Annotated in this window: 17 protein-coding genes; 8 read left to right on the plus strand and 9 right to left on the minus strand. The window is 70.6% G+C overall.

The annotated features are described in order from the left end of the window. Positions 1-396: 396 nt before the first annotated feature. From ACFY3V_RS00075 to rfbC, 6 genes are all read right to left on the minus strand, one after another. Positions 397-3246: an ATP-binding protein gene (locus ACFY3V_RS00075; RefSeq protein ID WP_389768457.1), complete on the minus strand. Its 2850-nt coding sequence runs from the start codon at positions 3244-3246 to the stop codon at positions 397-399. Next, the gene (locus ACFY3V_RS00080; RefSeq protein WP_389768460.1) at positions 3239-6028 is read right to left on the minus strand and encodes an AAA family ATPase; all 2790 of its coding nucleotides are present in this window, start codon (positions 6026-6028) and stop codon (positions 3239-3241) included. Before ACFY3V_RS00080 ends, ACFY3V_RS00075 begins: the two co-directional genes overlap by 8 nt. Before the next feature lie 582 nt (positions 6029-6610). Beyond that, the gene (locus ACFY3V_RS00085) at positions 6611-8056 is read right to left on the minus strand and encodes a carboxyl transferase domain-containing protein (RefSeq protein WP_350947110.1); all 1446 of its coding nucleotides are present in this window, start codon (positions 8054-8056) and stop codon (positions 6611-6613) included. A 102-nt stretch (positions 8057-8158) separates the two neighbouring features. Next, on the minus strand, positions 8159-9013 hold the full coding sequence (locus ACFY3V_RS00090; RefSeq protein ID WP_389768463.1) for a DUF742 domain-containing protein: 855 nt from the start codon (positions 9011-9013) through the stop codon (positions 8159-8161). An 88-nt stretch (positions 9014-9101) separates the two neighbouring features. Further along, complete coding sequence (locus tag ACFY3V_RS00095; protein ID WP_362907093.1) at positions 9102-11960, minus strand: BREX system ATP-binding domain-containing protein; 2859 nt, start codon at positions 11958-11960, stop codon at positions 9102-9104. A 433-nt stretch (positions 11961-12393) separates the two neighbouring features. Further along, entirely contained in the window at positions 12394-12987 is a 594-nt protein-coding gene (rfbC, locus tag ACFY3V_RS00100; protein ID WP_362907095.1) for a dTDP-4-dehydrorhamnose 3,5-epimerase, read from the minus strand. Between the two features lie 453 nt (positions 12988-13440). Between rfbC and ACFY3V_RS00105 the strand changes: the two genes are divergently transcribed. The 3 genes from ACFY3V_RS00105 (at position 13441) to ACFY3V_RS00115 (ending at position 15633) form a co-directional block, all read left to right on the plus strand. Beyond that, positions 13441-13581, plus strand: a complete 141-nt coding sequence (locus ACFY3V_RS00105) for a hypothetical protein (RefSeq protein WP_362907097.1) — start codon at positions 13441-13443, stop codon at positions 13579-13581. Next, positions 13578-14690 (plus strand): mannose-6-phosphate isomerase, class I, encoded by a 1113-nt coding sequence (gene manA, locus ACFY3V_RS00110; protein WP_389768468.1) that lies wholly within the window; start codon positions 13578-13580, stop codon positions 14688-14690. The genes ACFY3V_RS00105 and manA overlap by 4 nt, the downstream gene beginning before the upstream one ends. Positions 14691-15132: 442 nt before the next feature. Continuing rightward, positions 15133-15633 (plus strand): calmodulin-binding protein, encoded by a 501-nt coding sequence (locus ACFY3V_RS00115; protein ID WP_389768471.1) that lies wholly within the window; start codon positions 15133-15135, stop codon positions 15631-15633. A gap of 121 nt (positions 15634-15754) precedes the next feature. Here the strand turns inward: ACFY3V_RS00115 and ACFY3V_RS00120 are convergent, their stop codons facing one another. Then, a complete protein-coding gene (locus ACFY3V_RS00120) occupies positions 15755-16096 on the minus strand; it encodes a hypothetical protein (RefSeq protein WP_362769432.1) in 342 nt (113 codons plus the stop codon). Positions 16097-16281: 185 nt separating this feature from the next. On the opposite strand from ACFY3V_RS00120, the gene ACFY3V_RS00125 reads away from it, so the two are divergent. Next, complete coding sequence (locus tag ACFY3V_RS00125; RefSeq protein ID WP_389768474.1) at positions 16282-17964, plus strand: serine/threonine protein kinase; 1683 nt, start codon at positions 16282-16284, stop codon at positions 17962-17964. Positions 17965-18132: 168 nt separating this feature from the next. On the opposite strand, the gene ACFY3V_RS00130 is transcribed toward ACFY3V_RS00125, so the two are convergent. Further along, the gene (locus ACFY3V_RS00130) at positions 18133-19035 is read right to left on the minus strand and encodes a hypothetical protein (protein ID WP_362907105.1); all 903 of its coding nucleotides are present in this window, start codon (positions 19033-19035) and stop codon (positions 18133-18135) included. A 264-nt stretch (positions 19036-19299) separates the two neighbouring features. On the opposite strand from ACFY3V_RS00130, the gene ACFY3V_RS00135 reads away from it, so the two are divergent. Continuing rightward, entirely contained in the window at positions 19300-20313 is a 1014-nt protein-coding gene (locus tag ACFY3V_RS00135) for a LacI family DNA-binding transcriptional regulator (protein ID WP_362907107.1), read from the plus strand. Positions 20314-20446: 133 nt separating this feature from the next. Here ACFY3V_RS00135 and ACFY3V_RS00140 read toward each other — a convergent pair whose 3' ends face one another. After that, on the minus strand, positions 20447-20665 hold the full coding sequence (locus tag ACFY3V_RS00140; RefSeq protein ID WP_350947101.1) for a hypothetical protein: 219 nt from the start codon (positions 20663-20665) through the stop codon (positions 20447-20449). Between the two features lie 539 nt (positions 20666-21204). Between ACFY3V_RS00140 and ACFY3V_RS00145 the strand changes: the two genes are divergently transcribed. The 3 genes from ACFY3V_RS00145 to ACFY3V_RS00155 all read left to right on the plus strand — a co-directional run bounded on the left by ACFY3V_RS00145 (position 21205) and on the right by ACFY3V_RS00155 (position 24185). Further along, the gene (locus tag ACFY3V_RS00145; protein ID WP_389768479.1) at positions 21205-22527 is read left to right on the plus strand and encodes a cellulose binding domain-containing protein; all 1323 of its coding nucleotides are present in this window, start codon (positions 21205-21207) and stop codon (positions 22525-22527) included. A 399-nt stretch (positions 22528-22926) separates the two neighbouring features. Beyond that, entirely contained in the window at positions 22927-23937 is a 1011-nt protein-coding gene (locus ACFY3V_RS00150; RefSeq protein WP_389768482.1) for a ketoacyl-ACP synthase III family protein, read from the plus strand. Continuing rightward, positions 23934-24185 (plus strand): phosphopantetheine-binding protein, encoded by a 252-nt coding sequence (locus ACFY3V_RS00155; RefSeq protein ID WP_350947098.1) that lies wholly within the window; start codon positions 23934-23936, stop codon positions 24183-24185. Before ACFY3V_RS00150 ends, ACFY3V_RS00155 begins: the two co-directional genes overlap by 4 nt. The last annotated feature ends 17 nt before the right edge of the window (positions 24186-24202 follow it).

The raw sequence follows: 24202 nt of genomic DNA on the forward strand, positions 1-24202 counted from the left end.
TCGCGCGTGCGGCCGGGGCCCTCGAACCGGCGACGGCGGCACACCGCCCGCCGGAAATTACCCGTCACGACGCGGATCATGCCGGGCACGCGAACCGTGATGCGGATCATGCCGGACCGGCGAACCGTGATGCCCGTCGCCGGCCGGGGTCCTCGGTGCGGATTTCCGCCGACCGGCCCGAAGCGGCGACTTCGCGGGCTTCCCGCTCTTCAGCCCTCAGCCAGGTGATCGCTCAGGCATCCGGTCGGCGGGTCACCCGGCCGTCCGGCCGCGGAGACCGCGCCGGGCGGCGGCGGGAATCGGGGGCCACACCCCGGAGACCTGCGAGAAGGTGACAGGCGGCGATTCGCCTGACGGGATCCGGCGGAGCGGCCGTCACACCGTCTGTCACACCGCCTATTCGTCCGCGTTCCGCGCGCCCAGTTCCTCGACGAGCGCCGCCCTGCCGCTCACCCCGAGCTTGCGATAGGTGCTCGTCAGGCTTTTTTCGACGGCACGCCGGGTCACCCCGAGCGAGTCGGCGATCCGCTGGTTCGTCCATCCTCGCAGTACGAAGGCGACGACCGTCTCCTCGGTCTTGGTCAGCTCGCCGCGCTCGGGTGCGGACAGTCGCAGCGCCGGGCCGTTCAGCTCCGAGTCCCTGTCGCCCTCGGCCCAGGAGACGCCACGTTCCCTCGCGACCCGCGTGCCCTCGGAAACGAACTCCTCCGCGTCGTCGGCGCCCAGCTCCGCGAGCCTTCTGCCGAGAAGCGTGAGCGTCCTGGACAGCTCGATCCGATCCTCGGAACGGCGAAGCGTCTCGACGGCCCGCTTGAGGAGATCGACGCCCTCCTCACCCGGAGTGATCATTCCACGCAGCCGCAGCGCGCGGCCGTACGTCGCGGGAGCGCCCCACGCCCACGCGAAGGCGTACTCCTCGTCGGCCAGCTCGGTCGCCGCCTGCACTCTTCCGAGCCGGTGGTTCACCGCCGCGGCCCATACCCGCCAGGGGTACAGTGCCGCGTTCGTCCACCCGCAGCGCGACAGCTGCCTGCCGCTGTCGAGGAACCTGTGCAGCGCGGCCGGCAGATCGCCCCGCACCGCGTCCAGCATCCCCCGCACCATGCGATGCGCGACGACCACCCGCAGGTCACCGCTCTCCGGACTGGTACGGATCACCCGCTCGCCCAGTTCGACGTCCTGCGTCTCAAGCGCGATCATGGCGAGCGTCCAGATGGACAGCGTCCTCGCCTCCGGCCAGGACGAACCGGCGTTGTCGGCCACGCTCAGCGCGGTGCTCCTGGCCTGGACCACATGCCCCGACGCGCGAAGGACCATGCTCCGCTCCGCGTTGACCAGCGCGATGACCCCTTCGAGCTCCTGGCGCTGAGCCTGTTCTCGCATCGCCTCCAGCCACGGGGTCACCGAGGCCGCCGTGTCGGCGAGGACCAGCGCCTGGACCAGCAGCGGGAGAGCGGTGTAGGCGTGCCCCGCGCGCGGCGGCTCCCGCTCCAGGATCCGGCCGGCGAGGGCGGAGATCTCGGCGGCCGTGACCTCGCCGGTCATCGTCGCCGCGTAGGCGAGCACGGCCAGCAGTTCCCGCCCGGAACCCGTGGAGACCGGCACCTCCGCGCCGAACCCCCGCAGCCGGTCGGCCGCCGCGCCGAGATGCGCGGCGTCCTGCATCCCGAGACAGCGGGTGCGGGCCTCCAGCCGCAGGCCGAGGTCTCCCTGCGCGTACGAAGGACCCCGCTCATGGAGCTGCCGCGCCACATCCTGGACGAGCGCGCCCGATGACGGGTTGACCGTGCCGATCGCGGGCGGGATCCACAGCACCGCCTCCGCCCGCTCCGTCACCGAGGTGAGCATCGGCACGGCCTGCGAGATGTGGGTGACCGAGGACGCGAGGTCGAATCCCCGCTCGGCGGCGGCCAGGTCGACCAGGAGCCGGCCCCGGGCCTCGCTGTCCGGCGGCCTGTCCAGCAGCGCGTGCCGGATGTAACGGGCCGCCTTCCTTCCGGCGCCGCGTTCGAGCGCGGCGCCGGCGGCCGCGCGCAGGACGCCGATCTCCCATGCCTCGTACCCTGCGGTGACCTGCAGGAGCTGGTCGGCGACGTGCTCGGCCGGGTGGCCGACGGTGTGCAGCAGCGACGCCGCCCGGCGGTGCATCGAGGCGCGCGTGTCGGTGCTCATCCCCGATTCGATGCCGTACCGCACGCTCTGGTGGACGAATCGCGGCGACTCGCCGCCGGCGAGCAGGCCCAGGCGGTCGAGGGTCTGCATCGCGGACTTGTAGTCGATGCTGTCCAGACCGGCGAGCTCGCTGATCAGCTCCGGCTCCGCCAGGTCTCCGAGCACGACCATCGCCTGCGCGAGATCCCGGACGACCACGGGCTGGATGCCGAGGCAGAACATCCGGCGGTCGCGGAGGAACGGCTGGCTCGCGGCGTGAACCTCACCGGCCCGTGCCGCGACCGGCTGGAAGCCGGCCGTGCGCAACCTGTGCAGCATCGCGGCCAGCGAAGCGGGGATCCCACCGGACACCTCGTGACAGGCTCGGGCGAATTCGAGGTCGCAGGACTCCCCGAACTCCTCGCCGATCAACCGGCGCACCCCTCCGACGGAGAGCGGCCTCGGGTGCAGCGTACGGGCGCCCGAGGCGGCGATCTCCCTGAGCAGCATCGGGTCGGAGGCCGCGCACTCCTCGGAGAAGGCCGCGGCGACCAGAACCCGCGTGCCGTCCAGCCGCCTGGCGAGGTACGCCAGCCAGCGAAGGGACGGCGCGTCCGCCCACTGCAGGTCGTCGACCACCACCACCAGGGCCCTGCCCTCGCCGCCCTCGCCGCCCTCGCCGTCCTCGCTGAGGTTGGCGATCAGCGAGTTCAGCCCCTGCAGGACCGACTCCTGCCTGAGCGACCGGTTCGGTCCGATCGCGTGCGACTCACCGAAGAACATCCCCTGCACCAGGCTCGCCGTGCCCTGGAACCAGGTATCCCAGCGGTCCTTCTCCGCCCCGGCCAGGATCGGCTCGAACAACTGCTGGACGACGCCGAACGCGAAGTCCTGTTCGAGGAGCGTGCCGCCGGCGCGCAGGACCCGCGCGTGCGGGGCGGCCGCGTCGGCCAAAGTGCGCAACAGCGCCGACTTGCCGACGCCGGGCGGGCCGATGACCGCCATCATGGACCCGTTGCCCGCCACGGCCGCCTGAACCGCCTGCTCCGCCCGCGCCAGCTCCTTCTCCCGCTCCAGCAGCATGGATTCACTCACCCATGTTCCGCGGTGCCGGGATCGAGGCGAGAAGCGAGGCGAGCTCGTTGCGGTTGGTGACCGCGAGCTTGCGATAGATCGTGGTCAGCCGCAGCTCCACCGTCCGGAGGCTCACCGACAGGACGCTCGCGATGTAGGCGTTCGAGTGACCCGCGGCGACCAGCCCCGCGACCCGTTCCTCGTTGGCGGTCAGTGGGTACCTCGTTTCGTTCGGTGCCGACGGTCCTTCCGCGACAACCTCCACGGCGGGGCGCTCGGACCGTCCGGTGAGTCTAGCGTCAGGTGTGTCGATTCTCACCGTCGCCTTCTGCCGACTCTGAGTCGCGGCGTATCCCCTCGCCGCCGACGACGCCGCGGCGGGCTGGGCCGGCACCGTCGCGGGGCGGTCGTACGGCGCCGGCTTCCGCGGGATTCGCGCGTCGTGCCCGAGGTCGCTCGCCGCCTCGACACCGTCCAGCACCTGTGACGCGCACCGTCGCGCGACATCCAGCGCGCTGGGGGCACCCCACTCCCTCGCCCGCTCCAACCCCTCCAGCGCCAGCCGCCTGGCGGTCTCGACGTTGCCGCACGCGCTGTTCGCCACGGCGGCCACCGATCGCCATGACAGCACCGCGGGATTCGTCCAGCCCCTGGACAGAAGCACGCGCCCGCACTCGTTGATGTCGCGCAGCGCGGCCTCGGGGTCCGCCAGCTCCATGTGCACCCTGGCACGGGCGTACAGCAGTGCCGCCCAGGCCACGCCCTGGTCCGCCCCCGGAGGGAACTCGAAGGCCAGCGACTGCTCGGCCTTCTCCACGGACCGGCCGGCGAGATGCAGGTAGGCCTCCGTCGCGACGAGGAAGGGGACCATCCGCGGATGCCACGAGGTGAGCGGCAACTCCGCCAGTGCCGCCTCGAAGTCGTACACCGCCTGCCCGAGATTTCCCCGCCGCATCTCGCATCGGCCGCGGTGGATCAGCGCCAGTGCGGCCGGTGCCCGTGCACCGCAGCGCCGGGCGTCGGCCAGGACCTCGTCCAGCCCGATCACCGCCTCGGCGACCTCGTCGGCCAGGAGCAGCGCCCTCGCCGCGTGGATCCTGGGGCCGAACGGCTGCTCCTCACCCCTCACCTGGAAGGCCGTCCTGGCCAGTTCCCGCGCCTGCGGCAGACGTTCCCCCCTGGCGGCGAGCATCCAGGCCGCGACACCCGCCCGCACGGGGTCTCCGGGCTCGTCGGACGGTTCGGGGAACGAGTGCACGGGCAGCGCGGAATCACCGATCGCGCAGTCGTTCTCCGCGAGCCAGCCGATGGCCGCCAGCGATTCGAGGCCGGCTCCACCCACCTCTCTGCGCGTGTAGGCCGTCGCGACGGCACGGTACGTGGCGGACGCGTCGCCCCGCGAGCCGAGCAGATCGGCCGCCCGGACGAGTGTGCCGACCGACACCTCGGTACCGCTGTTCAGCAGCACCTGCTGCAGCCGCCTGTCGCTCGTCTCCGAGTTGCGGTCCGCCTCCATCATCGCGAGCTCGATGAGCAGCCGTTGCCGCTGTTCGTCCCCCACCGGTTCCCTGAGTGCCCGGCCGAGCAGTGCCGCGGCGCCCTCGTGGTCCCCGTCGAGACGACGCTGCGTGGCCACCCGGCTCAGCAGGCTCACCACCCATTCAGCACCGACCGGCCGCGTGTTGAGCAGCAACCGGGCGAGCCGTTCCTCCGGGATCGCCGCCCGGTACCCGAGCTCGACGGCGCGCATCGCGAGTGCCTGCCGCTCCCCGATCTCCATCCGGGCCAGCGCCCTGTCGGCGATGAGAGGGCTCGCCGGCGACGGGGTCCTCCCCTCGGTCACCAGCCCCAGGCGCACCAGGACGGACAGTGCCTGCTCGGAGGACATCGTCCTCGGTGGCGCCAGCGAGGCGAGCAGGTCGGCGTCGAGGCCGCCCTCGCAGACGGCTATCGCGAGCAGCAGCGCGAGCGCGTCCGCGGGCAGGCGGGAGATGCCCCTCGTCACCCGGTCGCCGCTCACCTCGGCGGCCCGCTCCAGCAGAGCCGGAACATACCGCGCGACGGGCGGCAGGGAGGCGCGCACGAAATGGTCGAGCACGGCGAGCAGGGCCGCCGGGCTGCCGCCCGTGGCCTCGGTGGCCGCGGTCACGAACGCCCCGTCGACGGGCCCCGCGTACCGGGAGACGATCACCTCCCGGACCCCGTGCTCGCGCAGCGGCGGCACGTGGATCACGCTGCCGGCGACCGGTCCGGACTCGGTGACCGGTTCGACGGCACAGTCTTCGCCGGGAGCTCCGGCCTGCACCAGGAGAATCGGCGCATACCGCAGCCGGTGGGTCATGGCCGCCAGCCATGCCTTCGATTCCTCGTCCGCCCACCGGGCGTCGTCCAGGGCGATCAGCAATGGACGGTTGCCCGCGAGGGCCACGAACTCCCCGCACAGCGCGGGAATCAAGGTCGTGGCCGGCTGCTCCTCCGCCCACAGGCGCCGCGCGAAGGCCGGATATCCGGCGCCGGCCAGTCCGGCGGCGATCTGCGAGACCACGCTGTAGCGGAGATCGGCCTCGATGGGCGAGCAGCCGGCGAGAACGGCGAGCAGTCCGGCCTTCCTGGCCTGGGCGACGACCGCCCTGAGCAGCGCGCTCCTTCCCGTGCCGGGCGCCCCGAGCACGGTCACCACTCCTGGACGGCCGCGCAGGAGCATCGCCACCTGCTCGCCCAGCAGGCGTGTCTGCCCTTCCCTCTCGGCCAGGAACTCCGGTGCGGCGTCCCTCCACCGAGCGCCCCGCTCGGTGACACCCACCGGCCACGTGCGTGCCGGCCCGTGCGTCGCGGCTTTCCCCTCCGCTAGCGCCATGCGTACGACACCGGCTCGTCGCTGACGGCCGGCGAGAGCCTCTCGGACTCCCCGCCGGGGCCTGCCGTGGCACGAGAGGGGGCCGAAACCCTCCGGAGCAGGCTCGGAGCCCCGACCACGGTCGCATCAGTGCCACGGACGGGCGCGGGAACCTCGCCGTTCAGCCCGAGCGATCCGTCCGTGACCTTGGCTTCGACTCTGTGTCGAGTATCGCTGCACATTTCGCACCTCGAATCGACGACGCATGCGCCTGATCTCAAGCACTCCGATCGCCTACTGAGGAGACCTTAATCACAGCAATGTTGGTTTACAAGCATTTGCCTTGGATTTACCTGTGATTGCCTTTATTTATCTGTGTTCGACGGCCTGACCACCTCTCCTTCGAATGGCCGGAGACACCGGGCCGGCGTCTCGGAGAAGCGGATCCCCTCCGCAGGAGGAGCGGGTGGGCCGGGGCACGACGGCGACGGACGACCGCACACCTCACCGGCATCTCACCGGCACCGCAGCGCGCCCGCCACCTGACGTCTACAGGGGGATGTTGGTGTGGCGACCCCGGCGCGCCGGGGCGGCGGCCAGGGCCTCGCCGAGCCGCAGCCGGGTGTACGCCGGGTCGATCACCTCGTCGACGACGCCGATGCTCACCGCCCTGGCCACGCCTCCCGCGATCCTCTCGTGCTCCGCGGCCAGGCCGGCCAGCAGCTCCTCACGCTCGTCCTGTGCCACCGCGGCGAGCTTCTTGCGGTGCAGGATCTCCACCGCCGCCTTCGCACCCATGATCGCCACCTCGGCCTCCGGCCACGCGAACACGGCGGTGGCACCGAGCGACCGGGAGTTCATCGCGATGTAGGCGCCGCCGTAGGACTTGCGCGTGACCAACGTGACCCGCGGAACGCTCGCCTCGGCGAACGCGTGCAGCAGCTTCGCTCCCCGGCGGACCACCCCCTCCCACTCCTGCCCGACGCCGGGCAGGTAGCCGGGGACGTCGACCAGCACGAGCAGGGGCACGCCGAACGAGTCACACATCCGGACGAACCTTGATGTCTTGTCCGAGGACAGCGAGTCGAGGCAACCGCCCTTGCGCAGCGGATTGTTCGCGATCACCCCTACCGTCCGCCCGGCGAGCCGGCCGAACCCGATCACCATGTTCGGCGCCCACCTGGGCTGCAGCTCGACGAAACCCGGCTCCCCGTTCTCTGCGTCCCCGCCGTCCAGGACCGCCCTGACCAGCGGGCGCACGTCGTACGCGCGCCGGGGTGAGTCGGGGAGCAGGTCGCGCAGCGGCCTCGCCTCGCGCACCGAGTCCACGTCGACGAAACCCGGCTTCGCCAGCAGCGCGACGAGCCGGCGGGCCTGGGCGAAGGCCTCCTCCTCCGACCCCGTGGCGATGTGGGCCACCCCTGACTTCCTGCTGTGCGCGTCCGGCCCGCCGAGGCTCTCCATGTCGATCTGCTCACCGGTGACCGACCTGACGACGTCCGGGCCTGTGACGAAGACGCGGGCGGCGTCAGACATGATCACGATGTCGGTCAGCGCAGGACCGTAGGCCGCGCCGCCCGCCGCGGGACCGAGCACGACGGACAGTTGCGGGACCTCGCCCGAGGCCCGGACCATCGCGGCGAACATCTCCCCGATCTCGTGCATCGCCGACACGCCTTCGTTGAGCTTCGCGCCGCCGGAGTGCCACACGCCGATCACCGGGCAGCGTTCGCGCACCGCGAGGTCGATGGCGTCGGCGATCAGCGGGCACTCGTCGATCCCGATCGCACCGCCCTTCACGGTGGCGTCGGTGCAGTAGATCACTACTCGCACGCCGTCGACCCGGCCGTAGGCGACCACCACTCCCACGCCTTCGCGCCGGTGGATGATCTCCAGCGAGCCCGGATCCGACAGCCGTGACATCCGAACCGCCGGGTCGCGGTGGTCAAGGGACGGCTCGTCTCGGTCCACCACAGCCACTGAGGGAAATGTCATCGCTCACCTCTGCGAATCGCCCGTCGTCCGAGCCGTAAGTGAACCAGCGGCGGCGCCGGGAAAACCCCTAGTCTTGCCTGCCCGGTCCACAGACGTCCCGCGTCAGGGCAGCCGGAGCAGCCCCTCGCGCACGCGCGTGATGATGTTGAGCGACGGCTGGTTGTCGACCTCGGCGAGCGGATGCACTCTGAGGAGGTTCCAACCGATCGCGTCACCGATCAGGACGATGGCCACCCCGATCGGCATCCTGAGGCGCCCCGCGATCTCGACCACCGCCATGGGCTCCCGGCACATGTCGCAGATCCAGCGATATTCCGGGGACAGCGCGGGATCGTCGGCGCTCATCGTGCCCTGCGGCGTCACCGAGATCAGCGAGTCCATCCGCAGCGGGGCGTCGCCGTGCGTACGCCCTCCGGAGATCACGTATGGTCGCGGTCCGACCGGCCGCGAGTTCTCGTGCTCGTACCTCGTCGAGGACGAAGGCGCCCAGTCCGGGTCCGTTGCCGGCGCGGGGGCGGGGGCGGCCCGAGGCACCGCGTCCGGGAAGCTTTCGACGTAGTGGTGCTCGTCGGCGTCCGCCCACGACCTCTCCGGGACGTCGTACCTCTCCGGAGCGTCGTACCTCTCCGGAGCGTCGTACCCTTCCGGGACGTCGTACCTCTCCGGACCGCTGTACCCCTCCGGAGCGTCGTGCGTCCCTTCCTCACCGGCGACGGCCACCTCGGCATCCCACACACCGTCGTCCGCTTCGACGTCCCGCGCGCCGTCGTGCGCCTCGATCTCCCGCGCGCCGTCCTCCACCTCGACGTCCCGCGCGTCCTCCGCCGCCTCTTCCACGGGTTTGGGCAGGAACTGGTGCTCGGCCCAGGTCCTGTAGTCGCCCCAGCCGCCGAAGGCGGAAGCATGGTAACTGGGTTTGTCAGCGAATCGCCGTCGTCGCCTCCTGCCGTTGGACATCGCCGGATCTCCCCTGCTCTCGAAAGATCATTTTCCTCAAGATCGCGATGATGGGATATGATCATCCCATCGAGATCATCGCGATCCGTCACCCCGCGATTTCGCCGCGTGTTCGCTGCTCCCCGCGGAGGTCTGCTGATTGTCCTCGGCGATACCTAGGTGTTTGCATAGTATTCCGCGAATCCGCTGGCGAATTCGGCGAGGGGGTGGGAAGCGTTTCCAGCGCCCATCCCAGATCCGCACGGCCACTCACGTCCAGCTTGCGAAAAACGCTGGTGAGATGGCTTTCAACGGTGCGCAACGTGATGCGCAGGGCCTGGGCGATCTCCTGATTGGTCGCACCGGTCGCCGCGAGTTCCGCCACGCGCCCCTCTCCCGTGGTCAGCACGTTCTTGACCCCACCGGCTCCCTGGTACATCCGGCCGCCCGCGGCGACGAGCCGGCCACGGGCCTGCTCGGCCAGCCTGCGAAATCCGCACCGCACCGACAGGTGCACGGCGCGACGGAAATGTCCGCGGGCGCCCTCGCGGTCGTCCATCCGCAGCAGCGCCTCGCCCAGCAGACTCTCGGCCCTGACCAGATACCAGCGCGCCTGGGTCCCGGTCAGTGTCTCCACCGCCTCGGTGAGCGTCTCCACCCCGTCGACTCCCTCCGCGACCGCCCCCCTCGCCAGCAGGGCGAGTCCTCGGGCAGGCGCGTTCCCCCAGGCCTCGGCGAGTTCCTCGCCGTGCTCGACGAACTCTCCCGCCTCGTTCCCACGCCCCAGTTCGGCGAGGAGACAGGCCGCCTCCAGCCACCACGGCACGAACATCGGATGCCTGACGACGGCCTCGGCGAGCAGCGCACCGCACTCGGTCAGGGACGACAGCGCGCTCGCGTGATCACCTCGCGACGCCGCCAGATACGACTTCGTCATCAGCACCCGTGGATAGTCGAGAAGGTAGTCCTCCACGTCCGGCGTGCCCAGCTGGCCGAGTACGGCAGCGGCCTGGCCGAGGTCCCCCCGCCAGGCGAGCACCGCGCCCAGGGCCGTCCGCGGTGCCGTCACACTTCTCGACCACGGCTGCTCGTCCGCCAGTTTCATGGCCCTGATCGCGTCCACCAGCGCCCCGTCGAGGTTGCCCGCCTCCCCCAGGATCCACGACCGCCTGGACAGGGCCATCACCTGCCCCCAGGTGTCCCCCTGCTCCGCGCCGTGCGAGATCACCCGGCCCATGGCTCGCACCGCCTCCTCGACCTCGTCGGCGAGTGAGAGCACGTACGCGGCGGCACCGACCGCCTGGCTCCAGGAGACCTCGTCCGGGCCGCTGAGCGCCTTACGGGCCAGCGGCAGGCAGGTCCGGGACGAGAAACCCGACATGGCGAAGACCAGGGACCGCCCGGCGAGCAGTTCGCGTCCCCCGCCGGCGGACACCCCGGGGGTCCGCGACATCACCGCCCATTCCGAGACGGTCTTCGCGGTGGACCTGCGGTTCCACCCGATCAGCAACAGCGCGGACTCCACCAGCATCCGCGACTCGTGATCCCCGGTGGCCGCTCCGTCGAGTTCCGCCAGGACGGCGTTCAGCGTCGAGACCACCTCCGGTTCCCTGCCCAGCGGCGGTGCGACCCGCGACATCTGGATCGCCAGACGTGCTCTTCCCCGCACGTCGCCCGTCTCCCGCAGCCCGTCGCAGAGCATCGCGTACGCTCTCGCCGGATCGTCGTGTCCGATCAGCCGCGCGAGGTCGGCCCGCGCGCCGACGTCGGCGGGATCGGCCATCACCATCCGGCCCAGGTAGTGCGCCGCCACCTCCGCGTCCCCGTTCGACTCGGCACGGCGTGCTCCCTCCCCGAGCACGCCCCGCATCCAGGTCTCGGGAAGTGCGGGCAGCAGCGCCAGTTGCGCGCTGACCTCCTCGGCCGGACGGCCTCCGTCGTTGAGCAGCCTGGCGGCCAGTTCCCGCCGTCGGTCGAGCGCGGCGGTCGGCATGTCGTTCAGCACCGCGGTCCGCACATGACGCTCGTTCAACTCGGCCAGGCCGACGTCGATGATCTCCTCGTCGCGCAGGATCTCGATCGCGGCGGTCACCAGCGGCTCGGGGACCCCGGCCAGCATGCCCACCAGTTCCGCGTCGGAGTGCCCCAGCACCGCGAAGGCCTCCACGACCCCACGCACGTATGCCGGCCGGCGGTCGAGCGTCGCGAGCAGATGTCCGGCGTGGAGTTCGGCGCCGAGTTCGGCGGCCCTGGACTCGCCTCGGGCGTCAGGTGGCACGCCCTCCTCGCTCAGGCGCTTGAACAGCCGCGCGAGCAGTGCCAGGTTGCCCCGGCAAACACTGGTGCACAGGCGGACGAACAACTCTTTTGGCACGGTCTCCCAGCACCGCCGGGCCAGCTTCCCCGCGTCCTCCTCGGAGAGCGGCCCGAGGTCGACGACGCGGTGCCCGCGCGCGGCGACACCGGGAACCGCCCGCCCGTTCGACGGGCCGGAGCGGTGCTGAGCGAGCAGGACGAACAGCGGCAGATGATGCCCACGGTTCACCAGGAAGTCCAGCCACGCCAACGACTCCTCGTCGCACCACTGCGTGTCGTCGAGCATGAGGGCCACCGGTCCCGACACGGCCGCCTCGCCGACGCGCCGGAACAACAGGTGTGACAGCGGCACGGTGCCACCTCGCGTCGGAAGCGGCGCCCCGCCGAACAGGCTTTCCGCACCGCTCCATGGCAGGCGGGCCCCCGCGGGCGAGCAGGAGCCGCGCAGGATCGTCACTCCGACACTGCGGGCATATCGCTCAAGTGCCTCCAGCAGGGAGGTCTTCCCCGATCCCGTGGGTCCTCGCAACAGCGTCAGAGACGCCTCGCCCTCCGCGGCCCCCTCCAGCCAGGACACCAGTGTGCGGAACTCCGCTTCCCGGCCCACCGGCCTGGCCTCGCCGTGGAAGATCCGTCCCGACATGGTCACCATCTCGCTCCATCAGGTCACCGAATCTCGCCAAGAGGGGGTCGTGAGAGCCATGCGCTCTTCTTGTGCGTGGCGTGCGGGCACCGGGCCGACACCGACGTCAACGTGGCCGGGAACATTCGAGACGCCGTTGCAGGGCGTGCGGGGGTCGCGCGCGCATCGACATGCCACCTCCGGACGGGCGCCCGGTCATCCACTGATCCGGTACAGCCGTGTTTCCGATGTTTTTCCGACGTTAGCTTCTAGAATCTCGCTCGGCAAAGACCTCTTTGCCGCGAGTTCATCCGAACCCCGCTTTCGCCGGGGGCGGCGCCCCTCCGGCGGGCCGCTCGTCAGGGGCCGGGCGTGCCTTCCGTACCCACCGTCGCCCGCGACGGCCGCACACCGTCTCACACCCGTCTTCTCGGGCCCGCCTCAGGCCCGCCTCAGGCCCGTCTCAGGCCTGGAGCCTGGCGTAGAACCGGCTGCACTCCTCGTAGGCGGGGAGCAGACCCTGTCGCCGAGCCTCGGAGAGGGTCGGGGCCGTCGCGTCCTTGTCCGACAGCAGCGGTGTCACTCCGGCGGGCCAGTCGATCCCCAGCTCGGGGTCGAGAGGATCGATCCCGTGCTCACGCCTCGGCGCGTACCCCTCCGAGCAGAGGTACACCACGGTCGCGTCGTCGGTCAGCGCCATGAAGGCGTGACCGAGCCCCTCGGAGACGTACACGGCCCGGTGGTCCCTGTCGTCCAGGATCACCGACTCCCACCGCCCGAAGGTGGGCGATCCGACGCGGATGTCGACGACTACATCGAAAACCGCACCCTTGACACACTTGAGGTATTTGGCCTGACTCGGCGGGACGTCGGCGAAGTGCACGCCGCGCAGCGTCCCCCGGCGCGAGACCGAGTAGTTCGCCTGCGAGAGGGCGAGGGGCCGGCCGGTGGCCTCACGGAAGCTCTCCGCGCGGAACCACTCGTGGAAGCTGCCCCGATCGTCGGGGAACACCTCCGGTTCGAACACCCACGCACCCTCGATGCCGAGTGAACGCATGCCCACCTCTCCTTCCGTGACCCCGCCTCATCCGGGGAGCGGGACCCCCGGACGGCACGCGCGACGGGTGCTCCCAGCGGAGTCTCCTCCGACCATCGCCCCCTTGTGAACCCGTCGTGGTACCCCGCGAAGGCGCGTACGGTCCTTCGCGGGACCGTTCCAGTGCCGGGCGGGCGGATCGTCCCAGGTGGGCGCCCATCAGGCCGGTGACCGGCCGATCTGGCCACTTCCGGCCATCACGAGCCTCGTCCACCCGCTCGGGGGAGCGGCCGGGAAGACCGCGTTCACGATCCGCGCGACGACCCGTTCCCGAGGGGATCCTCCCCTCCCCACGGGCGCGGCACCGGGTCCCGCCGACGCCCCGACGGCCACCCGGCCAGGGGCCGCGTAGCATCGACGTTCTGCGACATTCATTAGATTTCCGCTCACGACCACACACGGACACAGAGGATCATGAACGACTCCTTCATCCCCGCCGCCCGCGCGGCAGGCGGGACCGGCCCTGGCGGCACGCCCGCACGGCGTTCCTCCCGGCCGGAGAACGACGGCGGGCGACCCGGCGGCACCGCGTCCGCTCCGGTGGAGGCGTCATGATCGACCTCCTCCGCAACCCCGTGAAGAACTACGACTGGGGTTCGCGCACGGCGATCGCCACGCTCACCGGGCGCCCCTCCCCCACCGAGCTGCCCGAGGCGGAGATGTGGTTCGGCACCCACCCGTCCGGCTCCTCGTCGGTGCTTCGCCAGGGGACCTGGCACTCCCTCGCCGAGGTGGTGGCCGCCGCCCCCGAGACAGAGCTGGGCGGGAAGACCGTCGAGCGGTTCGGCTCGCGGTTGCCGTACCTGCTGAAGCTGATCGCCGTGGACCTGCCGCTCTCGCTCCAGGTTCACCCCTCCCAGGAGCAGGCCAGGGAAGGGCACGCCCGGGGCACCTACGTCGACCCCTTCCCCAAGCCCGAGCTGATCTGCGCGCTGACCCCGTTCACCGCGCTGGCCGGGTTCCGTCCTCCCGAGGAGGCCGCGGTCCTCATCGGCGGGCTGGGCGTACCGGAGCTGGAGCCCGTCGTCGCGCCGCTGGCGGCCGGAGACGCCTCCGCCGCGCTCCGCGTCCTGGTGGAGTGGCCGAAAGACGGCAGAGCCGATCTCGTGGCCGACATCGCGCGGGCCGCCTCCTTCGTCGGAGGCCCCGAGAACGAGCTGGTCGTACGCCTGACGGAGATCCACCCGGAAGACCCCGCCTGCCTGGCCCCGCTGTTCCTGCGGCGCCACGAGCTGCGGCCCGGTGAGGCGCTCTTCCTGGGCGCCGGGGTCCTGCACTGCTATCTGAGCGGGTTCGGCGTGGAGATCATGGGCGGCTCCGACAACGTGCTGCGCGCCGGGCTGACCGGCAAGCCGATGGACGTGGAGGAGCTGCTGCGGGTCACCGACCCCTCGCTTCCGGCCCTCCAGGTCGAGCCGGTCGGCGATCTCTACCGCACCCCCGCCCCCGAGTTCCGCCTCGGTACGGCCGTCCCCGGTTCCGGCCTCACCCTGCAGGGCGGCGTGCCGCGCATCCTGTTGTGCACCGAGGGCGAGGTCGAGACCGGCGGGCACCCCCTGCGGGCCGGCGAGTCGGTCTTCGTCTCCGCCGCCCAGGGACCCGTCGAGTTGCGCGGCCCGGGAACGGTCTTCTGGGCGGAGCCGGGGATCGACCAGGCGCCCTGACCAGCGGATCGCGCCCGCCCGCCCCTCCCTCGTGAGGCCGCGGGCGGGCGCGATCCACGGCGGGCGGGCGCCCTCGCGTCCATACCGGCCTGCTATGGCGGATAACCCCCGGGGTGGTCGGGGCGTCCCCACCAGCGAGGCTGGAGGTATCCGATGACACCGTCCGAAGACCTCACGGATCCAGACCTCCGTCTGGAGCTGATCCTGGTCGAGGTACTGCACCACGAAGCCGAGCACCTCGCGACCGGCTGAGCGTCCCGGTCCCGGCTCCAACGGGGGGAGCCGGGACCGGACGCGTCGAAGGACAGGGGCCAAGCCGCGGTAGGGGACGGAGATTTTTCGATCAAGGCCGGTGTGGAGCCGGGTGACCGGCGTGCGAGGAGTCCTACAAGGGCGTTGAGACCGTGACGGTCACGGCCCGTAGAACACAGGAGGAACCTCCGTGCGACGCTTCTTCACCGGGATCGGCTACCTCGCCGCCCTGGCCGTGATCGCCACCACGATGGCCGCACCCGCTCAGGCCACGGCCACCACCCGCGCCTGCTCGATGCCCTTCTCCGCCCAGACCGACGCGCCGTCGCGGGCCACCACGGTCGAGCCGGCCTACTTCACGATGACGACCGTCGGCTCGCGCCTGCCGTTCGTCATCAAGCTCACCGACGCCGAGAAGATAGAACACGCCCGGCGGATCATCAGCGGCAAGGAGACCGAGAGGACGCACGTCCTGGGCCGGATCATCAAGACGCGGGCCCCGTACAACCCCTCCTACGGCTTCCACCTCGATCCGAACACGATCGACTTCTTCCAGGTGGCCATCGAGGTCTGTGACGCGTCGCTCCCGTACGTCGAGGAGCATCTCGACGAGGCGTGCGGCGCCTTCCTGCCCGGCTGCTTCTTCTGCCCCTGGACCTCCAAGCTCGTCGCCGAGGTCTCCGCCCCCTGACCATCGCCACGGGTTCGCGGCCCGCCGTGGTCATCGTCTCCCCTCGGGGAGGCGATGACCACGATCGGAGCCGGTCCCTCCCAGCCTGCCGCGTACGGCCGTCAGAGCGCCGGGATCGTCCTCAGGTTTCCCGGTCGCGCGATGTCGTTGACTCCAGCACCCTTTTCGCCTTCGCCATCAGGGTGAGCGCCACCACCGCGAAGGCGAGCGCGAGCAGGGTGAAGAGGGTGAGCGACAGTTCGTCCGTCCGCTCCAGCAGCCGGGGCGACGCGGTCGAGACGGCGAACAGCGCGAAGAACAGCAGCGACCACGCGTACGGTCTCACCCGCAGGACCCCGCCCCGCCTGGAGACCATCAGCGGAACCCGGCCCTTCAGCAGCACGCGAACGCCGTGCGCGGCCATCACGCATCCGATCCCCAGCAGGGCCCAGCTGAACGCGACCGACAGTGTGTGCGCGCTCATCGGGATCGCACCTCCCTGGCCGTCGGCGGTGATCGGAGACGGCGTCTCCGATCACCGGCCGCCTGCCCCGCGAGGGGTGCGGCAAACCAGCCGTCCATACGGCGAAGCGCCCCGACGCGACCGTGGCGGCCCGGCCACCGCCGTCGTTACGCTGGGGACCCGCGCCGACGTGCATGGAGGAGCTCATGGCCGCTGGCCCGCTGGAACCGGATGACCCGCGCACGCTGGGAGCGTTCCAGGTCGTGGGGCGCCTCGGTGAGGGCGGTCAGGGCATCGTCTACGAGGGGTGGAGCGCCTCCGGCGACCGTGTCGCGATCAAGGTCCTCAAGGGCGGCACGAATCCCGACATCCGCCGCCGGCTCGCCAGGGAGCTGGAGTCGGCCCGCCGGGTGGCCCCCTTCTGCACGGCCCGGGTGCTCGCGGCGGAGCTCGACCGGCCGGACCCCTACGTGGTGAGCGAGTTCGTGGCGGGCCCCTCGCTGCAGGAACGGGTGCGTGACGACGGTCCGCTGCGCGACGGTGACCTCGAACGGCTCGCCGTCGGCACAGCCTCCGCGCTCGCGGCCATCCACGGCGCCGGGGTGGTTCACCGGGACTTCAAACCGGCCAACGTGCTCCTCGGCCCCGACGGGCCACGCGTGGTCGACTTCGGTATCGCCCGGCCCCTCGACGCCGACACGGCGTCCATGACGATGTCGGGCACCCCGCCCTACATGGCTCCCGAGCAGCTCATGGGGGTGCACGGCTCACCCGCGGCCGACGTCTTCGCCTGGGCCTCGACCATGCTCTACGCCGCGACCGGCAGGGCCCCGTTCGGCAGCGACACCGTCGCCGCGGTCTTCAACCGCATCATCAACCAGGAACCCGACCTGTCCGGCGTTCCCCAGGGCCTGCGCGAGACCCTGGCCGCCTGCCTGTCCAAGGACCCCGCGGCGCGTCCCTCGGCCCGGTCGCTTCTGGTGCGCCTGGTCGACCCCGGAGCCTCCACCGTCACGGTCCCCGACGTCGGCCCGGTGCCCAGCGCGTACGTCCCCTCCGGCTGGTCGGACCGCGCCACGAGCGGCCTGACCCATCCCGTCGAGGCCGAGCCGCCACCGGTCGTCCGGTCCGGAGTCCACCCCACGCCCACCGAACCGGCCGGTCCGGTAAGAGACACGGTAAGGGGCCCAGTAAAGGGCCCAATAAGGGACACGGCAGGGGACACGGCGCTGCTACCTCCCGGTGACGCCGGTACGGCGGGTCGTGGCACGAGGGTCCACGCGCCCCCGTACGGCGAGCGGGGCACGCGGCGGGCGAGGAACGTGGCCATCCCGGTGGCCGCCGTCGTCCTCGCGGGCTTGGCGACGGCCGGTGTGCTGTACGCGACGGGGACGATCGGAGGTTCCCCCGCGAACGGGGCGGCGCCCCGGAGCGGATCCGAGGGGACCTCCCGCCCGGCGCCGACCTCCGGATCCGGCGACACCGCCGACCGGGCACCGACCTCCGGACCTGAAGAAACCCCCGACCGGGCACCGGCCTCCGGATCGGCCTCGGCACCGCCCGCGGCTCCCGGAGGGGGCATCCCCTCGGCCTTCGCGGGAACCTGGACGGGCCAGGTCGTCTCGCAGGACGACCGCGAGCGCACCGCCGACGTCACGATCACCCTGAATCCGGGAGGATCCACCGGGACCTGGGTGTCCGGTGACTGCGAGCAGCAGGCCACGCTCACCCGCGTACGCGACACCGTGCTCAGCCTGAACGTGGCGCAGCGCGGCCAGTGCGTGAGCGGGGACATGACCCTCACGTTGCAGGACCCCCAGACGCTGGACTGCGTGAAGCAGGAGGGCGGGGGCTCGCTGGAGTACCGGGGGACCCTGCGCCGCTCCTGACCACTCGTATCCTGCGAGGTCGCCCGGCCCGCACCGCTCCCGGCCGCCCCGCCCTCCTTCGCTCGGTCGTCCCTGCCCCGCTTTTCTCCGCTCGCCCTGCCCCCGCTCCTCTTCGGAGCGTCCGCCCGCTCCTTTCCCGGTCATTCGGCCCGCCTCGCCTCTCGTCGTTCAGCCGGCGCGCACGATCTGGAAGGAGTACGACCCGGTCTTCGCCGCGGGTGACCTGACGACCAGCGCGTAGCGCCCGTCCCCGCCCGAGAGCGGCATGTCGAACTCGTTGCCGCACAGCGGGTAGGGCTGCCGGGGATCGGCGAGGCTCTTCTCCGCCGCGTCGTAGAGCTCGACGTCGATGGAGGTGCACGGCCCGCCTCCCGCGATGATCCTGATGGCCTTGGCACCGTCGGCGTCGAACTCGAAGCGGTCGATCCGTCCGGGGACATCCAGCGACCCCGCCCCCTCGGGGCTGCCCTCACCGATCTTCAGGCCGATCGTCGCGGGGAACGTGCGGACCTTCACGGTCGCGATCCTGAAGCTGTACGCCCCGATCACGTTGGTGTTCCCCCAGACCTCCAGCCGGTGGCCGCCCACCTTGGTCAGCTTGTTGCTGAGCGACGTACCCGCGCTGAAATCGACACTGGCCGGGGTCAGGGGCTCGTCGTCGACGTCGGAGAACACCTGGAACTGGATGCCGTCGCCCTCCATGTCGGCGACGTAGAACTCCCTGGCGTCGCCCAGGTCCAGCGTGAACTTGTGCCTCTCCCCCGCGCGGGTCAGCTCGGCCGAGACCGTGCTGCCGTCGACGAGGGTGCCGCCCGGTTCGACGGCCGAGGAAGGCCGGTCCTGCCCGCCGGTCTCCGCCTGCTCGGGAGTGCTTTCCGGCTGGGCCGGGGGGTCGCTCTCGGCGGGCGCGGTGGTCGCCTCGCTCGTCACCTGCGCGGGGGCGGCCGCGCCGTCCCCGGCCTGGCCGCCGGTGAGACCGCAACCGGTGAACGCCACCAGGGCGAGGACGAGGAGGACAAGGAAGGCACCGTGCCGGACGGGGGCGGCAAGGCGTGAGGGGAGGTTCTTCATGGAAGCCATTCTTGGAAGCCCGCTTACAACCTGGTTGCCCGTCACTTTCTCATTCCCCGAGCGGCCTTTCGCGGGTTTCGCGCTTCCGGCACCTCCGTCGGTTCCGGTCTTTCCCGGGTCGACACCCGTCAGGAGGCACTCGATCACGTGGACGACACCCGGTGGTCACCCTCGCGCCGGGCGGGCGTCGTGGGCGATGAGCAGGTACGGCCGGATCGGACAACGTTGTCAACGTGGCGGACGGCCTGTCGGTATGGTTCGGGTATGACCAGCGATGGCGGCCGTGCGAGGCGGCCCACCATGGTGGACGTGGCGGCCCTGGCCGGGGTGAGCCTGAAGACCGTCTCGCGGGTCGTGAACAACGCTCCGCACGTACAGCCCGAGTTGGTCGAGCGGGTGCTCACCGCCGTGGCCGAACTCGGCTTCCGCCGCAACCACCTGGCCAGCTCGCTGCGTTCCGGGCAGGCGACCGCCACGATCGGGTTGCTGATCGAGGAGATCGCGAACCCTTTCTACGCGACGATCGCGGGAGCCGCCGCCGAGGTCGCCGGGCACCACGGCACGATGCTCATCATCGCCAGTTCCGAGGAGGATCCGGCGCGCGAGCGGCAACTGCTGCGGGACATGTGCGCCCGCCGCGTCGACGGGCTGCTCGTGGTGCCGGCCGGTGAGGACCACTCGTTCCTGCGCGCCGAGGTCGAGCTCGGCACCCCCGTGGTCTTTCTCGACCGTCCGGCGGGCGGACTGCTCGCCGACACGGTGCTGCTCGACAACCGCGGGGGCGCGCGGGCCGGGGTGTGCCGGCTCGTCGAGGCGGGCCATCGGCGGATCGGGGTCCTGCTCGACTCGATCGGCGTCCACACGATGCGCGAGCGGCTCGACGGCGCGCGGGACGCGCTGACCTCGGCCGGCACGCCGTACGACACCGGGCTGGTCCGCGACGGCGTCCGCGACCCGGCCGCGGCGGCCCGGGCCGTCTCCGAACTGCTCGACCTGCCGGATCCGCCGACCGCCTTCTTCAGCCTGAACAACCGGATCACCCTCGGCGCGGTCGGGGAACTGCACCGGCGCGGCAGCGACGCCGCGCTGCTCGGGTTCGACGACTTCGACATGGCCGCTCTGGTGCCGTACCCGCTGACGGTGATCGCCTATGACACCCGTGAGCTGGCCAGGACCGCCGCCGAGTTGCTGTTCCGGCGGATCGGCGGGGATCGGTCGTGGCCGCGCACCGTGGTGCTTCCCACCGAGCTGGTCGAGCGGGGCATCCCGCCGCGCTGAGTTCCGGCGGCCGGTTCCCTACCGGGCTGCGGGCCGGCGTGACGGAGAGGGAGCCGATCCCGCGAGCCGCGGATCATGGGCACGCGCCCCCGATTCGATCTCTCGGAGCCGGGGGTGCGTGCGTCTCACGGGGTCACGCGTACAGGAAGTAGTAGCTGTACCGGCTCTCCCACTCGCATGAGTAGTCGTTCCACCAGTCCTCGGTGATGCCGTGGGTTCCGATCCGCTCGCACTCCGCGTGCTCCTTGAAGACACCCGCCAGCCTCTCGGCGTGCGCCGGGGCGGCACCGGTCGTCAGCGAAACTCCGAGGACCATGACGGCCGAGACGAGAACAGCGCGTACCTTTCGCATTCGTCCTCCTGTGACTGGGGAGATCATGAAGGTGAACATTATCACTCGGCCCGCACCAGAGAAGATCATCGCACTCGAATCATTCGCGGGACGGGGATGAAACTTTCATCGGTCTTGTCACCGGCCGCACATGTTTCGCGGATGTTTACCGACGGTAAATCCCATGCCACCCGCCCTCGAAGGTCCAGCCGCTGTCCAATTCTCGACATGGCGGCCTTGAAAGGCCTCGCGGGCGCGTATCCGACCGCCTGTGCATGCCATAGATGATCTGACCTGTCTTCGCACCACCTGATCCTCAAAGTACGATTTATGCCCCTCATCCTGTTCTATTGGAACGATGCATCGAAAACTTTGACCACCATCACTTACGTGTCATATCGTCGCCCCGCCCATATCGATGTGAGCCGCGACACTCGAACAGGACGCTGTTCTCGCAGGCGCTACGGTCGGCCTGCTGATCGAGGTCGCCACGGCGCGGCAGAAAACACGGACGGTCACCGGGGACGAGCGGCGAGCATCCGACAAACCGGAGTCGTACCATGCAAGCTCGAATCCGCACGGCCGTGATTGTCGGCATGGCGATGACCATGCTGGCCGCCGTCGGCGTGTCAGCAGTCTTCGCGCCACCGGCTCACGCCACGCAGGTGATCACCAACATCGCCTACGCGCCCGCGCAACCGGCCACCAGCAAGGGGCATCTGCTGGACCTCTATCTGCCCTCCACCGGAATCACGCCCCGGCCGCTGCTGATCTGGCACACCGGCTCGGCCTGGAGCAGTGACGACGGCAAGGCCGGCGCGGACGCGATCGCGAACATCTTCACCCCTCTGGGCTTCGCCGTGGCCGGCGTCAGCGTCCGCTCCAGCGCCCAAGCGATCTTCCCGGCCCAGGTGCACGACATCAAGGCGGCCATCCGCTGGCTGCGTGCGAACGCCGCCACGTACCAGATCGACCCCAACCGCTTCGCGATCATGGGCGACTCCTCGGGCGGCTGGCTGACGGAGATGGCCACCTTCTCCGGTGGCGTGGCCGCACTGGAGGGCACCGTCGGCACGACCGGCGTCTCCAGCGCCGTGCAGACAGGACTCGCCTTCTACAGCCCGACCGACTTCCTGCAGATGAACGCGCAGAACCTGCCGACCGGCGGACTCGACCACAACTCCCCCGCCTCCCCCGAGTCCCTCCTGGTCGGCTGCCCGATCCAGACCTGCCCGGCCACGGTGGCCCAGGCCAATCCGATGACCTACGTCGACAGCAACGACCCGCCACTGCTGTTCCTGCACGGCCAGGCCGACTTCCTGGTACCGCACGGGCAGAGCGTCCTGCTCTACAACAGGATCAAGGCCCAGTGCGGCAGGGCGACGTTCGTCTCGGTGCCCGGCGCGGACCACATGATGCCCCAGATCATGGACACCGCCCAGCACGGTCTGCAGACCGTCCGCACCACCGCCAACTGCTCCGAGACCGTCAGCACCGGCACGTTGAACCCCACCTGGGCCAACTTCACGACCTTCCTGCGCGGCGGACTCAAGATGGGCACCTCCTGCGAGGTCACCTACACCACCGGCGCCTGGAACGGCGCCTTCAACGGCAGCGCGACCATCAGGAACACCGGCACGACCCCCATCGAGGGCTGGACCCTGACGTGGACCTGGCCGGGCAACCAGCAGATCACGAGCGCCTGGAACGCCACGGTGACCCAGGTCGGCACCCAGGTGACCGCCCGTGACGCCGGCCATAACTCCTACATCGGCCCCGGCTCCAGTCAGAGCCTCGGTTTCTCGGCGACCGCCACCGGGACGAACGGCATTCCGGCCCAGTTCAAACTCAACAACCTCGTCTGCACGAGAGTGCCCGCCTGAGACGACGTGCCGGGCCCGAGCCGAACGGCGAGGGCCCGGCACCGTTCTCCTGTCGCCCGGATTCCCAAGAATTACATTCTGGGAAACCGTGACCTGGAGCGGAAAGGCGCATTTCCAGAGTTGAATACATTCCGTCGGAACCCGATCACGGAATGTCACCGACCGGCCGCTCACGTCCATATTGCTTTCCGCAACGGTCCGCCCCTATTGTTGCCCCCGACGGCCGCCGGCCCATTTCCCGCTTTTCATTGCCCGGCCGCAGGTCACTTGATATCCCGTGACCCGAAATAAATCGGATAAGCCGTCTTCCGCTACCAGAAGGCCGTTGTCCGGGATCGTCGATGAGTTAGGGGACGTGTGCGTACATCCAACATATTCGTCAGGAGCCTCGGCGTTTATGTGCCTGACAGTGTGAGCGTCGAGCAGGCGGTTCGTGAGGGCTGGTACCCGGCCGAGGAGGTCGAGAGGTTCCAGCAGATCGGCGCGGCGGTGGCCGGCGACATGCCCGCGCCCGAGATGGCACGGCTCGCGGTCCTGGACGCGTACGACCGCTGGGGCGAGTCCTCCCCTCGCGACCTCGACCTGCTGCTCTACCCGTCTGTCTGGCACCAGGGCCCGAACGGCTGGCAGCCCCAGCACTACCTGCAGATGCACCTCCTCGGTGGGAACGTTCCCGCGTTCGAGATCCGGAGCGGCTGCGTGGGGATGATCAGCTCGCTCGAACTGGCGGCGAGCTATCTGCAGGCCGACGCGGACCGGAAGACGGCGATGGTCGTCTCCTCGGACAACCACGGCACCCCGCTGGTGGACCGCTGGCGGATGACCCCCGGGGCGCTGATCGGCGACGCCGCGGCCGCGCTCCTCCTCGGCAAGGACTACGGCATGGCCGAGCTCCTCTCGGTGAACGCGACGGTGATCCCGGAGGCCGACGCGGTCAACGACGGCGCCTACCCCCTGTTCCCCCCGGACGCCACCATCGGCAGAGGGCTGAGCTTCGGCGACCGGCACGAGGAGTTCCGCCAGAGGCTGCTCAAGAAGCAGGGAACCGGGATCCACCTCACGATCCAGAAGACGATGATGCAGCAGGTCGAGAAGACCCTGGACGAGGCGGGGATCGAGCTCTCCGACATCACGCGGGTGGCGTTGCCGCACGGCCGCCGCGAGGACCTGGACGGGCAGATGTCCTGGCTGGGCATCGAAGAGGGCCAGACGACCTGGGACTACGGAAGGCGCGTGGGCCACTGCGGCGCGGTGGACCAGTTCATCGCCTTCGAGCATCTCGTCGCGACCGGCGGGCTCGTGGCCGGCGATCACCTGCTCACGGTCGGTTTCGGCTCGGGAACGTCCGTCGCCGCGGCGGTCTTCAGGGTCCTGGCCACCTCTCCCGTCACGACAGGGGCACGCGCATGACCGATCTCACGCGAAGGCTGGTCGACTTCATCCAGGAGAACCTCGTCCTGGACGGCGACGACATCAAGGTCGACGAGACGACCCCGCTCCTGCTGTCGGGGCTCCTGGACTCCCTGCGGACCGCGCGGCTGCTGAACTTCCTCCGCAAGGACGTCGGCGTCCCGATTCCCGCCGCGAGGCTCGACCCGGAGAACTTCAAGGACGTCGTGACCATCGTGGCGATGGTCGAAGAACTCGAATCCGTCTAGCCGGGCGAGGGCAGAGT

It is taken from the genome of Streptosporangium sp. NPDC000095, assembly GCF_042899335.1.
In the GTDB taxonomy this organism is placed as follows: domain Bacteria; phylum Actinomycetota; class Actinomycetes; order Streptosporangiales; family Streptosporangiaceae; genus Streptosporangium.